We start from the raw sequence: 12,506 nt of genomic DNA, 5'->3' as shown, positions 1-12,506 counted from the left end.
TATCAGGAGGTTCGATGCTCGCAACCGAGCTGCTGCCGGCACTGGCGGCATATGTGGCGCGCCCGGCGGTGCGCGACGCGCTGGGCCTCGCGCCGGGCGACGAGCGCCGGCTGGCGTTTCTGGCGCAGGGCGAGTACAACATCAACTACCGCCTCGACGTGCCGGCCCGCCGGGTGGCGCTGGTGCTGCGCCTGAACGTTGGCTCGCAGATCGGCAAATCGCCCGGCGAGCAGATCGCCTACGAGGCCGCCGCGCTGCGCCTGCTGGGGCCGCACGGCGTCGCGCCGCGGCTGCACTACCTCGACGACACGCTGGCTGCGCTGCCCTACGGCCTGCTGGCGATGGAGTTCGTGCCAGGTGGCCCGCTCGACTACGCCAACCCCGCGCACATCCGCGCGGCGGCAGCCACGCTGGCGCGGCTGCATGGCGTGCCGGCCGCCAGCGGCCCGTTCATCCGCCGCCGCGCGCTGCACGACGACCTGGCCGAGGCGCGCGCGTGGCTTGCGCCGTTTCTGGCATGCAATCGCGCGCCGGCCGACGTGCGTATACTCTTCGAGAGGCTGCTCGCGCGCGCCGCCGAGTCGGCCGAGCGCGACGCGGGCAGGTTTCCCGCGCCGTTCGCGCTGGTGCACACCGACGTGCAGGCGCACAACTTTGTCGTAGGCCCGCCGCCCACCAACAGCTGCACGCTGGTGGACTGGGAGCGCCCGCTGGTCGACGACCCGACGTACGACCTGGCGCACTTCCTGCTTCCGACCACTACTCAGTGGAAGTGCGGCTACACATTCGGCGACGCCGAGCGCGAGCTGTTTCTGGCGGCCTACTGCGCCGCGCGCGCGGATGCCGACGCGGCCGAGCTGCGAGCGCGGCTGCGCGCGCGCTGGCCATTCATCCTGCTGCGCGCGATCGGCTGGTGCGCGGGCGCGTGGGTCGAGTATACCGGCCCCGGCCGCGCGATCGACAACCGCGACACGCTGGCGAAGATCGAAGAGTACTTGCGGCCGGCGTACCTGCGCGCACTGTTCGGCGAGTGGCTGGGCGCGTGAGCCATCCAAGCAGCCGCGCAGTTTCGCATAGTTTGCTGGGAGCCTGTAGCCTATTTGTGCCCTGCACGCCTGGAACATACCGTTGAAGCGAGGAGGAGCCGTATGGCCGAGATTGCGCTGTTCGCCCCATCGATCGCGCGCGCTGGGCGCGTGCTGAAAGAGACCGCCAGCATTTGCCCGGTGTGCCGCACGCAGATCGCGGCGGCCTACGTCGCCGACGGCGACGGCCGCGCGCACTTCACGCGCGAGTGCGCGGCGCACGGCCGCTTCGCCACCGACCTCGGGCCATACGCCGAGTTCTACACTCGCATCTTCGCGCTCGACGAGCAGATCAAGCAGCGCTGGCCCGAGAAGCAGCGCCAGGCGCCCATCCGCACCGACCCATTTCTGATGCGCGACCGCGCCAGCCTGGTGATGCTCGAGATCACCGAGAAGTGCAACCTGACCTGCCCGATGTGCTTCGCCGGCAGCAGCCCGGCCGGACGCCACTACAGCCTGGCCGAGCTGCAGGCGCGGATCGACGAGGTGATCGCGCTCGAGGGCAAGGGCATCTCGTTTCAGCTCAGCGGCGGCGAGCCGACCGTGCGCAAAGACCTGGGCCAGATCGTTAAGATGTGCTACGACGCCGGCTGCGGCCATGTCGAGGTGATCAGCAACGGCATTCGCATCGCCAAAGACCCCAGCTACGCCCGGCAGCTGCGCGAGTGGGGCGTGACCTCGCTGTACCTGCAGTTCGACAGCACCGACGACGACCATATCGAGCAGCTGCGCGGCGAGCGGCTGTGGTGGGTGCGCGAGCGGGCGCTCGAGCACCTGGCCGACGCCGGCATGCCGGTGGTGCTGGCGGTGTCGATCATGCCCGGCCTGAACGACAACCAGGTCGGCCCGACCATGGAGGTGATCGCGCGCAGCCGCGCCAATATCGTGGCGGTGAACTTCCAGTGCGCCACGCCGTTCGGCGGCCGCTTCGACCTGGAGGCGCCGCGCAAGCTGCGCCTGCCCGATATGTTCGAGCTGATGCGCGAGCAGGTCGGCCTCGACCCGTCGGGCTTCTGGCCGGTCGGTAGCGGATCGCCGCTGTGCAACGCCTACGGCCGCGTGGCCTACCGTGGCGGCCGCTGGGAGCACGCGCTCAAGGATTTCACGATCGAAGATTTCCTCGACCTCCAGGGCGAGGATCCGGTGGTGTTCGTGCGCGGCCTGACGGTGGGCCTGACCGAGTGCCTGCCTTATATGATCAAAACGGTGATGAAGAAGCCGCACCTGCTGCGCAAGCTCGCGCCGCTGGTGGGCGACGACCCGCTCGGCTGGCTGCGCGGCAAGAAGGGCGCGAAGCAGACGACGATCTACATCAAGCCGTTCATGGACGAGAGCGACTTCGATATCGAGCGCGTCGAGCGCTGCTGCTACCACAATGTCTCGCCGCGCGGCATCGTCAGCTTCTGCGCCATGAACAACCTGACGCGTGAGCAGGCCGTGCCCGAGAGCGCGTTTGTGCCGCCGGTACACGGCGCGTAGGCGCGGGCGAAGCTGGGACGTACGCAGCTGGCATGTTCAGCCTTCGGCAGAGCGGCACTGTTCATGTATGGTACTCAGATTGCGGCGCAAAGCGCCGCAATCTGAGCACAGCTGCCGCAGGCAGAGCAAGCCCATACCGCAAACGACCGTGCCCTTTCTGTCAACGAGTATCTTGCTGCCGCAGGCAAAAAGCCTGGCCTCGGGCACCCCTGGATGATGTAGAACGACGCAAGTGAGGAGAAACGCATGGCGCGCTACACCTACGACATCACGATCATCGGCGGCGGGTCGGGCGGGCTGACGGCGGCGCGGCTGGCGCAGTCGCTGGGCGCGCGCGTCGCGCTGATCGACAAAGAGCGGCTCGGCGGCGACTGCCTGCACTACGGCTGCGTGCCGAGCAAATCGCTGATCCACGTGGCCAAGGTGGTGCAGCAGGCGCGCCACGCCGCCCAGCTTGGCCTCGCGGCGGCCGAGCTGACGCCCGACATGGCCAAGGTGACCGCCTACGTGCAGGGCGTGATCGAGCGCGCCGCGCAGGCCGAGACGACCTACACCGAGGGCGTGGATGTGCGGCTCGGCGCGTTCGAGTTTCGCTCGGCGCACGAGTTTACGCTGAACGGTGTGCCGCTCTCCAGCCAGTCGTTTATTGTCGCCACCGGCTCGCGCCCGGTGGTGCCGCGCGTCGAGGGCCTGGCCGAGGCCGGCTTTCTCAGCAACGAGCAGGCCTTCGACCTGATGCGCCTGCCGAAGACGCTGACGGTGGTCGGCGGCGGGCCGATCGGCGTCGAGCTGGCGCAGGCGTTCGCGCGGCTGGGCGCGCAGGTGACGATCGTGCAGGGCGCCGACCGGGTGCTGCCGCGCGAGGACCCCGAGGTGGCCCAGGCGGTGGCGCAGTCGCTCGAGCGCGACGGCATCAGCATCATCACTGGCGCGCGCATGCAGCGGGTGCGCCGCGACGGCGACCAGAAGGTGGTTGTGGCGAAGCAGGGCGACGGCGAGATCGAGATCCGCGGCGACGAGATCCTGATCGCGCTGGGCCGCTCGCCCAACGCCGAGGGCCTGAACCTCGAGGCCGCCGGCGTCAAGTACGACGCCAAGGGCATCAAAGTCGACGACTACCTGCAGACCGCCACCAGCAATATCAGCGCGATCGGCGACGTGATCGGCGGCTACCTGTTCAGCCACGTGGCGGCCTACCACGCCGGCGTGGCCGTGCGCAACATCCTGGTGCCGGTTGGCAAGAAAAAGGTGGCCTACGACGTGCTACCGTGGGTCACGTTCACCGACCCCGAGGCCGCGCGGATCGGCCTGACCGAGGAGGAGGCCATGCAGAAAGGCGCGGTGCGGGTGATCCGCTTCCCCTACAGCGAGATCGACCGCGCGCAGGCCGAGGCCGAGACGCACGGCTTTATCAAGCTGGTGCTGGGCGCCAAGAACGACGACATCCTCGGCGCGCATATTGTCGGCGCGCGCGGCGGCGAGCTGCTGGCCGAGATCGCGCTGGCGATGAAGTATAAGCTTGGCCTCGACGCGATCTTCAGCACCACGCACGCCTACCCGACATATACCACCGGCCTGCAGCAGGCGGCGTTCGAGGCCTACCTCGAGTCGGAGTCGATCAAAAGCGCGCGCAAGATCATCCGGCCGGTGCTCTCGCTGCGCGGCTAGCCTGTGAGAATGAGTACCGTGCTGCCGCAGGCAAAAGTGCCTGATCGCGGGAGCCGAACAATGCAGCTGCGCAAGCGATACAAGCAATGGATCGTACTCTGATCGTATTTGCGCGCGAGCCGGTGGCCGGCCGCACAAAGACGCGCCTGTGCCCGCCGCTCGATGGCGACACGGCCGCGCGGCTGTACGCCTGCTTTCTGGCCGACACACTGGCCAGCGCGAGCCGCGTGGCCGGGGCGCGCGCCGCGATCGCGCATACCCCCGAGTCGCGCCCGGCGTTCTTCGCCGCGCTCGCGCCCGGCATGGCCGCGTGGCCGCAGCGCGGCGCGGCGCTCGGCGAGCGCATGGACAATGCGTTCGCCGAGGTGCTCGCGGGCGACGCCGGCGTGGTGATCGTCGGCAGCGACAGCCCCGACCTGCCGGCGGCGTATGTTGGCGAGGCGTTCGGGCGGCTGGAAAGCGGCGCCGACGTGGTGCTGGGGCCTTCCGACGACGGCGGCTACTACCTGATCGGGCTGCGCGCGCGCCAGCCGCGGCTGCTGCGCGAGGTGCCTATGAGCACGCCCACGGTGCTGGCCGATACGCTGGCGCTGGCGCGCGCGCTGGGGCTGCGCGCCGAGCTGCTGCCGCAGTGGTATGATGTCGACACCGCCGCTGAGCTGGCGCGCCTGGCCGAGTGCCTGCGCGCGGCCCCGCCCGAGGTCGCGCCGCACACCCGCGCCTTTCTGCAGGCCCTGGGCCAGGGTGTTGGAAAGCGAGAAGGGTAGTAGGTTATACCAAATCCGGCTAATCGCTTGGATTATGGTGGGGTTCGGCGGCTTCGCCGCCCCCGAAATTTTTCAGTGTTGGGCAAATACACCCTGCACGGTGGGGTGCGGCGGCGAAGCCGCCCCCGCAGAAATCTTGGTGATGGTGCGGCATGTGCTTGCCCAGCACAAAAACACAAGTAATCAAACGGATTTGATATTAGGGGGTGCGCGAGGGCATAGCCCCTCGCACTTCCCCGTTTCAGACAGGCTCTAGCAGGTTTATGCGATGCCCGACGGCGACAAGCTGCGTCAGCGGATCTACCACCTGATCGGCCGGCTGTACACGCGCGTTCCGGCGCTGGCGCGGCGCTGGGGCCGCGGCTTCGACGCGCTCGCGTTTGATACGGTGCCGTTCGCGCCTATGCGCAAGCCGCTGCGCGACTGCCGCCTGGCGCTGGTGACTACCGGCGGCGTGCACGCGCGCGCGCAGCCGCCGTTCGACATGGCCGACCCGCGCGGCGACGCGAGCTTCCGCGCGATCGACCCGGCCACGCCGCGCGAGCAGCTGACGATCACGCATGACTACTACGACCACGCCGACGCCGAGCGCGACCTGAACATCCTGCTGCCGATCGGGCTGTTCGGCGAGCTGGCGGCGGCCGGCCATATCGCCGGGCTGGGCACCTGCTACAGCTTCATGGGCCACATCGAGCCGCCGCACGTCGACACGCTGCTGCGGCAGAGCGCGCCGCAGGTGGCCGGCAAGCTCAAGCAGGATCGGATCGACGCGGTGCTGCTGACGCCGGCCTGAGGGATCTGCAACCAGTCCGTGGGACTGATCGCCCGTGTGATTGAGGCCGCCGGCATCCCAACCGTCTGCCTGATTGGCCTGAGGGAGATCGCCGAGCGGGTGCGCCCGCCGCGCGCGGTGCACCTGAGGTGGCCGTTCGGCCACCCGCTGGGCGAGCCTAGCAACCGCGCGCAGCAGCTCAGCACGATCCACTATGCCCTGCGCGCGCTGTACGCGATCAACGACCCCGGCACGATCCTCGCGCCCGGCTGGGGCTGGCGGCGCCAGCGCTTCGCCGACCCGACCGACTGGCGGATGCCGTAGGGCTAGCCGAGCTCGATCGCGAATAGCAGCGTGCGAATGCCGCGATTGCGCGCGTTGGCGAACTCGCCCTCGTAGCGCATGCCCAGGCGCTCGGCTACGCGCCGCGAGCCGTGATGGTCGTGGGCCATGTTGGCGACAACGCGCGTGATGCCGGGCTGGGCGCGGGCGAACTCGAGCGCGGCGCGCGCGGCCTCGAGCGCGTAGCCCTGGCGCCAAAACGGGTGGTGGATGATATAGCCGAGGTCGATCTCGTCGCGGCCGTTGACCTGCGCGAGCGCCAGGCCGACATCGCCGATCAGCGCGCCGTCGGCCGCGCGCTCGACCGCCCAGCGGCCGTAGCCGCGCGCGGCGTAGCTGGCGACTTGGCGCTCGATCCAGCCCTGCGTCTGCTCGGGCGTGAACGGCGCGGGCCAGAACTGCATTGTGACGGGGTCGGAGAGGATTGCGTGCAGCGCGGCGTGGTTGGCGGGCTGGTGCTGGCGCAGCCTGAGGCGTGCGGTTTCGAGCACTGGGGCTGGCTTCAATCTACTCATAGTAGCTCAAAGCACACTCTGGTTGATCGCCTGGGTTCCGTTTCGCACAAAGTCTTGCACTTCGAGGACGATCATGTGGTATGCGCCGTCGAATTGCACCGGCTGGATTTGGCGAAAGTAGCGTACGTAGTCGTCGCGCAGCTGTTGTATATGTGTGAGCAGCTGCCCACCTGCCGATACAGCGATAGCGTGGCTATTGACACGGGCAAGCAGCCGGGCGGACGTAGCCGTGTACGCAGCCTCAATCTGCTGGGTCGCCCACTGTTTCAAGCTACGGATTTTGACGGCAAGCAGCAGATCGCCATGCTCGTGATCGGTGTTTGGCACCGAGTACGACACCACTACGGCAGGATGGAGGCGGGCCTGGAGATCGCCCCAGCAGCCGCCGGTTCCGCGAGTTGCGCGTAGTTTGCCGATGTTTTCGTTGGGCGAGCAGGGCGCGCGCTCGGTGTACATGCGCACAACCGAGATACCGCCGGGGGCGTTGGGCGCCAGCGCGAAGTTAACGCCCAGCGCCTGCGCGGCCTGGACCAGCACTTCCTCGGCGTGGGAGCCGTTTGGGCCGGTGCTGGTGGCGTGAATACTATTGCTGCCCTGCTGCAAGGCCGGCGGCAGGTACACCCCGGCAATACCGTTCAGCAGCGCGATATTCGGGATCGCGACGCCGGCGGGAATATTCAGCTCGATCCAGCCTTTGTTCGCTATCCCGAAGTCGCCGTGTGCATGGCGCCGCTGGTAGGCCTGATGATCGAGCGCCCCGCCGAGATTCTGCGGCACAAAGCGCTGAATCACACCAGCCTGCTGCGAAGACCTCGTGGCCAGCAGGCGTTGAACATAGTGGTTGCCAACAGTGCGCTGAAGGTGCAGAATATCGTGTGGCTGGAGCCGTGACCCAGCGGTGTGAATAGCGCGCGATCGTGCGCCGGCGATTGCCGGCGACACCTGATGGGGTGATACTTTCGCGGCCGAGCCATCGATGGTGTCGGGGGTTGCTGTGGCCTGCTTATGCATAGCAATTCGCTCCCGCCTCGCACAGCCGGCTTGGGTGGCGAAACAAAGCGCACAGGTCTTGGATTATTATAGGGTATCTTACCCGAGAGTCAATACAGTATGAACGACGAGCTACGCGCATTATACGAAGAAGATATCGCCGACGCGCGCACGTTTGCCGGCGAAGAAGCCCTGCTGGCCAGCCAGGCGCGCCGCGCGCGCGCCGCAGCCCTGCTGGGCGCCGGCGCGGTGCGCGACGCCGACGACTTTCTGCACGCCACGTTTCTGTTTCAGCACGGCGAGCGGCTCGAGCACTGGGCCATGGCGCACCTGCTGGCGCGCACCGCCGCCGATATGGGCCACCCGCGCGCGCCCTACATGGTGGCGGCCAGCCACGACCGCTGGCTGATGCGCCAGGGCCTGCCGCAGAAGTATGGCACCAACAGCGTCGACGACGGCGGCCGGGCGCGGGTGTGGCCCTACGACCCGCGCACCACCGACGCGGAGCGCGCGGCGCTGGGCGTGCCGCCGCTGGCCGAGCTGCTGGCGCGCGCCGAGCGCATGAACGCCGACGTGGCGGCGCGCGGCCCGCGCCCGCTGCTCGTGGCCGACACCCACGGCGTGCGCGTGGCGATCGACGAGCTCGCGCCGCTGGCGATTGAGCCGCACGCCCTGCCGCCATACCTGCCGCTCGCGCCGGGCGACCCGCGGCCGCTCTCGCTGCCGGCCGGCGCCGCGCTGTGGCGCTTCGGGCGCATGCTGTGCGCCAAGGACGCCGCAGGCGACCCGCTGTGCGCCTGGCATCGCTGCGGCTGGCGCCTGATCGACCCGCAGCCGAGGCTGGCGCCGGCCGCGCTGCTGGCGGCGCTGGGCGGCGCGCCGCAGTGGCTCGGCGCCGAGCAGGCGTACTGGCGGCGGCTGGCGCTGCCCGTCAGCGCCAGCGAGTGCTGGATCGTTGGCGGGCGGCTGCCGCGCGACGAGCTGGCTCGGCTGGCGCGCGAGCTGCCGGGTTAGCCAGGCTACGCGCGGCGCTTGAGCGTGGCCGCCACGTGCGCCGCCTCGGCGATCAGCTCGACCAGCGCATCGTCGTCGGGCGTGTCGCCGGGGCGCAGAGTCGCCGCGCGCACCTGCCTGCCGCTGCCGCCGAGCAGGCCGCGCGGGTCGCGCAGCAGCACGCCATACTCAAACCCGAGCGACACGTGGCCGGCGAGCGGCGCGATGTAGCCGAAGTAGCGGTCGCGCGCGCCGTCGCGCACGCGGTAGCCGATGAGCTTCCAGCCGGGGTACACCGCCTCGATCGGGTCGGGCACGGCCCGCCTGATCAGCCCGCGCAGGTGATTGCTCAGCGCGGCGATCTCGGGCGGAAAGCCGGATAGGAATTGCTCGGGCGTTGGGGCCTCGCGCGAAGATCTGGGCATGGGTCTGTGCTTTCTGCTGCTATATTTGTAGGATTTGCGCAGTTGCGCTGTTCGGCTTTCCGAAGCCGTGCATAAGCGTATGCGGCTCGGCCGCGCGCTTGGTGGCGGCGTTGCGGTTGTAGCCGTGGTAGCGCAGGCGCAAGTGTACGTCATCAAGCGAAATTGATATCATTTGGTTGTTGTGTGGCCGAGAGCGTGCGACTGGCACGCAGCGATTATAGCATGAGGAAGCCATGGACATCTCGATCATCATGCCGGTGCTGAACGAGCGCCTGATCGTCGCGCAGACGCTGGCGGCCACGCGCCAGGTGGTTGGCGACGCCGAGCTGATTGTGGTCGACGGCGGCAGCATCGACGGCACGCCCGAGCTGGCGCGGCCCTACGCGCCGGTGGTGAGCGCGCGGCGCGGCCGGGCGCTGCAGATGAACGCGGGCGCGATGCTGGCGCGCGGCGAGGTGCTGCTGTTTCAGCACGCCGACACGCTCATGCCGCCCGGCGCGCTCGCAATGGTGCGCGCGGCCATGGCCGACCCGCAGGTGCTCGGCGGGGCGTTCGCGATCCGCTTCGACGAGCCGGGCTGGATGTACGAGCGCATGGGCCGCGACACCACGCGCCGCTCGCACGCCGGCTCGTACACCGGCGACCAGTGCATCTTCGTGCGGCGCGACGTGTTCTGGCAGGTTGGCGGCTATCCGCGTCTCGAGATCATGGAGGATGTTGAGCTGAGCGACACGCTGCGGCGGCGCGGCCGGGTGCGCCTGATCGATACGCCAGTGGTTACGTCGGCGCGGCGCCACCGCGCCTGCGGCCTCGTCAATGTGCTGCTGCTGTGCTGGCGCATCCGCCTGCTGTACGCGCTCGGCGTCTCCGATACCCGATTGAAGCGCATGTACCCCGACGTGCGGTAGAGCGATAGAGCGGAGAGCGGAGAGCGAGTGAGCGTTTGAGCGTTTTGGCCAAAGTAGGGCGCGCATCGTGCGCGCCGCCACCGTTAAAGAAGGCCGTGCCAGCATCAACGCCGTACGCTCATGCCTCAGGGCAAACCACCACCCGCATCCGCGCCACGAGGCATGCGCCACCGGCGCAGCGAGAGCGATAGCATTCATTATGGGCACGGGGGCGCGAAGTCCCAGCGCGGAGGTGCAGGAGGCCGGCGGCGGCCTCCTGCCGCGGGGCCGGGGGCGCGTAGCCCCCGAAAGCCTTTGGAAAGGCAAGCACGAGGCGCGCACGATGCGCGCCCTACGGGAGATGCCGTGCCAGCATCAACGCCGTACGCTCATGCCTCAAGGGTAAACCCGTATGTCATTCAGTGCCACGAGGCATGCGCCACGGGCGCAGCGAGCGATAGCATTCATTATGGGCACGGGGGCGCGAAGTCCTTGAAAGCCGTGGTGGAGGCAAGCACGAGGCGCGCACGATGCGCGCCCTACGGGAGGAGGCTGTGCCAGCGGCAACGCCGTACGCCTATACCAAGGGGTAAACCCGTATGTCATTCAGTGCCACGAGGCATAGCCACAGGCGCAGCGAGAGCGATAGCATTCATTACGGGGCGCGGGGCGCGAAATCCTACCGATAGCTGTGTGGCGTAAGCTTAATGCGCATGGGGGGCTGCCGCCAGCCCCCTGCTGCGGGGCGCGGGGCCGCACAGGCCCCGAAGTAGTCACGAGCAAGCGGGGCGCGGGGACGCACAGGCCCCGAAGCAGTCTCGAGCAAGCGGGGAGCGGGGGCGCGTAGCCCCCGAAAGCCATTGGAAAGGCAAGCACGAGGCGCGCACGATGCGCGCCCTACGGGAAAGGCTGTGCCAGCGTCAGCGTCAGAGGCTCATGCCTCAAGGGCAAACCAACAGATTGTTCCGTGCCACAAGGCACACCTCAGGGCAAACCGATACGTCATTCTGCGCCACGAGGCATGCGCCACCGGCATCGCATTTGCGGCGGCATGCATTATGGGGTCTGGGGCAGCGCCCCAGCGGCGGGGTGCAGGGGGCTGGCGGCAGCCCCCTGCTGCGGGGCGCGGGGCCGCATAGGCCCCGAAGCAATCACGAACAAAGGGGCACGGGGCCTATGCGGTATTTGTCATCGGTTAACGTTTTCGCGCTTCTGTCACATTGGCATTAGGGAGCGGTGGACCGACCAACGCCAGGCGGATTTGCTCAGTCGCACTCGGGCGCCTCGATGGACGCTCGCGTTTCAGGATACCTAATCCCTTCGCCTCACGCGCTAAATAGCTGGGCGCGTCTCCTTGGTACTCACCCTGTGCCACTGCCACCACGTAGTGATACAACCCCCGATACACCATCTCCACCGAGATCGCTTCCAGCTGCACTCCCAGTGCTTGCGCAACATCATCACACAAATCCAGCAGGAGTGCATACATCAAGAACGTCGCCACCACCTGCAACCAGATCCCATTCTGGCTACCCACCCACACATACGACAGATCCAGCAGCCGCTTGATCAGCAAAAAGCTCGTTTCTCTCTTCCAGCGCGCATCGTAGAGCGCCACTACCTCCACGATACTCAACCGCTTCGGGTCCAATACATTCGTCAGATAGCGCTGCCAGCGCCCATTCACCTCGACCTCGATCAGGCGCATCGGGTGGGTACACGGCTCTTTGTAGCGCCCCAGCTGAATGATCTGGTCACGCACCTTCGCGCGATTGCACAGCATCGTTCTGACCGAATAACTCGCTTGCTCGCGCAAGCGCGTGACAAAGAAGCTCTCCTGTGCGCTCAGCGCATCAAAGAGCCAATACGCAAAGTAGCCCAGGTCAAACACCACCACACTGCCTGTGGGCAACCAATCGAGCACCGGTCGCGCTAGGGCTTTCTCATTGGTGTGCGGTTCGGGGTTCCACCAGAGCTTGGCGGGCAGATGGCTGAGCAGTTCGACGGCAACGCTGACGTGACCGGCGAGGTGCGTGCCAGGCGTGTCGCGCAGCGCCGCAAGTTTGCGGAACAGCGGTTCGAGCGTGGTCGCATCAAGGGCGTACAGGCCGCTGAAGCGCGCAGCGACGCCGGCAAGCAACGAGGGGAGCGGGCGGGTACGCCGCCGCAGGCGTTCGGGAAGATGCGCGAGGACGCGGTAGAGCACCTGTTCGAACAGCACCGCAGGGAAGTCCAAGAAGCGGTCGGAGAGCGCGGACTGAGAGACGGTACGGGGAGTGGCCCAGAAGATGCGTTCGCGGGCGAGGGTACGCTGGAGCGCGCAGACACCGGGGATGCGGCGCCAGATCAAGGCCAGAACAAGCGAAACCATCACGGGAAGGGTGAGAATACGGTTGCGGAGACCGAGCCGGCGGTAGAAGTCGAGCTCGGCGAAGACGGCGGGTTTGACAAACTCGTCAAGTCGGCGTTCGATTTCGGCATCGCTGGGAGCAGGAACGTGGGTGCGGCGGCGATGGTCGGCATTGAAGGTGGCGCGAGGGCGCCGGTTGTGTTTTGGACTTGGCATAACGAGAGAATAACCCA

Annotated in this window: 12 protein-coding genes; 8 read left to right on the top strand and 4 right to left on the bottom strand. The window is 67.8% G+C overall.

What is annotated here, in order from left to right:
• The first annotated feature begins 14 nt into the window (after positions 1 to 14).
• From U0177_RS28275 to U0177_RS28250, 6 genes are all read left to right on the top strand, one after another.
• Positions 15 to 1,046, top strand: coding sequence for a phosphotransferase family protein (locus U0177_RS28275; RefSeq protein WP_409574042.1), 1,032 nt, complete (start codon positions 15 to 17; stop codon positions 1,044 to 1,046).
• A 102-nt stretch (positions 1,047 to 1,148) separates the two neighbouring features.
• Positions 1,149 to 2,564, top strand: a complete 1,416-nt coding sequence (locus U0177_RS28270) for a radical SAM protein (protein ID WP_409574041.1) — start codon at positions 1,149 to 1,151, stop codon at positions 2,562 to 2,564.
• Between the two features lie 246 nt (positions 2,565 to 2,810).
• Positions 2,811 to 4,232, top strand: a complete 1,422-nt coding sequence (locus U0177_RS28265; protein ID WP_409574040.1) for a dihydrolipoyl dehydrogenase family protein — start codon at positions 2,811 to 2,813, stop codon at positions 4,230 to 4,232.
• Between the two features lie 86 nt (positions 4,233 to 4,318).
• Positions 4,319 to 4,999, top strand: coding sequence for a TIGR04282 family arsenosugar biosynthesis glycosyltransferase (locus U0177_RS28260; protein WP_409574039.1), 681 nt, complete (start codon positions 4,319 to 4,321; stop codon positions 4,997 to 4,999).
• A 268-nt stretch (positions 5,000 to 5,267) separates the two neighbouring features.
• Positions 5,268 to 5,792, top strand: coding sequence for a glycine/sarcosine/betaine reductase selenoprotein B family protein (locus tag U0177_RS28255; protein WP_409574038.1), 525 nt, complete (start codon positions 5,268 to 5,270; stop codon positions 5,790 to 5,792).
• 18 nt (positions 5,793 to 5,810) lie between these two features.
• Complete coding sequence (locus tag U0177_RS28250) at positions 5,811 to 6,095, top strand: hypothetical protein (RefSeq protein WP_409574037.1); 285 nt, start codon at positions 5,811 to 5,813, stop codon at positions 6,093 to 6,095.
• A gap of 2 nt (positions 6,096 to 6,097) precedes the next feature.
• On the opposite strand, the gene U0177_RS28245 is transcribed toward U0177_RS28250, so the two are convergent.
• Both U0177_RS28245 and U0177_RS28240 read right to left on the bottom strand, forming a co-directional pair.
• A complete protein-coding gene (locus U0177_RS28245) occupies positions 6,098 to 6,628 on the bottom strand; it encodes a GNAT family N-acetyltransferase (protein ID WP_409574036.1) in 531 nt (176 codons plus the stop codon).
• A gap of 6 nt (positions 6,629 to 6,634) precedes the next feature.
• Positions 6,635 to 7,420 carry a hypothetical protein gene (locus tag U0177_RS28240; RefSeq protein WP_409574035.1) on the bottom strand — a complete coding sequence of 262 codons (786 nt, stop codon included), beginning with the start codon at positions 7,418 to 7,420 and terminating at the stop codon, positions 6,635 to 6,637.
• A gap of 318 nt (positions 7,421 to 7,738) precedes the next feature.
• Here U0177_RS28240 and U0177_RS28235 point away from each other — a divergent pair, with 318 nt between their 5' ends.
• Positions 7,739 to 8,632, top strand: coding sequence for a hypothetical protein (locus tag U0177_RS28235; protein ID WP_409574034.1), 894 nt, complete (start codon positions 7,739 to 7,741; stop codon positions 8,630 to 8,632).
• A 5-nt stretch (positions 8,633 to 8,637) separates the two neighbouring features.
• On the opposite strand, the gene U0177_RS28230 is transcribed toward U0177_RS28235, so the two are convergent.
• Positions 8,638 to 9,036 (bottom strand): DUF1801 domain-containing protein, encoded by a 399-nt coding sequence (locus U0177_RS28230; RefSeq protein ID WP_409574033.1) that lies wholly within the window; start codon positions 9,034 to 9,036, stop codon positions 8,638 to 8,640.
• 233 nt (positions 9,037 to 9,269) lie between these two features.
• Between U0177_RS28230 and U0177_RS28225 the strand changes: the two genes are divergently transcribed.
• Positions 9,270 to 9,944, top strand: a complete 675-nt coding sequence (locus tag U0177_RS28225) for a TIGR04283 family arsenosugar biosynthesis glycosyltransferase (RefSeq protein WP_409574032.1) — start codon at positions 9,270 to 9,272, stop codon at positions 9,942 to 9,944.
• Between the two features lie 1,174 nt (positions 9,945 to 11,118).
• Here the strand turns inward: U0177_RS28225 and U0177_RS28220 are convergent.
• Positions 11,119 to 12,506 (bottom strand): IS4 family transposase (locus U0177_RS28220; protein ID WP_409574031.1); only part of this gene is annotated, 1,388 nt, incomplete at its 5' end.

The sequence above is a fragment of the Kouleothrix sp. genome, from assembly GCF_046328425.1.
Taxonomy (GTDB): domain Bacteria; phylum Chloroflexota; class Chloroflexia; order Chloroflexales; family Roseiflexaceae; genus Kouleothrix.
This window is presented reverse-complemented; position numbering and strand designations above follow the sequence as displayed.

Bases quoted from the DNA above. Each gene is read 5' to 3' on its own strand.
- U0177_RS28270 (WP_409574041.1), top strand. From the start codon at position 1,149: ATGGCCGAGATTGCGCTGTTCGCCCCATCGATCGCGCGCGCTGGGCGC.
- U0177_RS28275 (WP_409574042.1), top strand. From the start codon at position 15: ATGCTCGCAACCGAGCTGCTGCCGGCACTGGCGGCATATGTGGCGCGC.
- U0177_RS28260 (WP_409574039.1), top strand. From the start codon at position 4,319: ATGGATCGTACTCTGATCGTATTTGCGCGCGAGCCGGTGGCCGGCCGC.
- U0177_RS28235 (WP_409574034.1), top strand. From the start codon at position 7,739: ATGAACGACGAGCTACGCGCATTATACGAAGAAGATATCGCCGACGCG.
- U0177_RS28265 (WP_409574040.1), top strand. From the start codon at position 2,811: ATGGCGCGCTACACCTACGACATCACGATCATCGGCGGCGGGTCGGGC.
- U0177_RS28225 (WP_409574032.1), top strand. From the start codon at position 9,270: ATGGACATCTCGATCATCATGCCGGTGCTGAACGAGCGCCTGATCGTC.
- U0177_RS28245 (WP_409574036.1), bottom strand. From the start codon at position 6,628: ATGAGTAGATTGAAGCCAGCCCCAGTGCTCGAAACCGCACGCCTCAGG.
- U0177_RS28230 (WP_409574033.1), bottom strand. From the start codon at position 9,036: ATGCCCAGATCTTCGCGCGAGGCCCCAACGCCCGAGCAATTCCTATCC.
- U0177_RS28255 (WP_409574038.1), top strand. From the start codon at position 5,268: ATGCCCGACGGCGACAAGCTGCGTCAGCGGATCTACCACCTGATCGGC.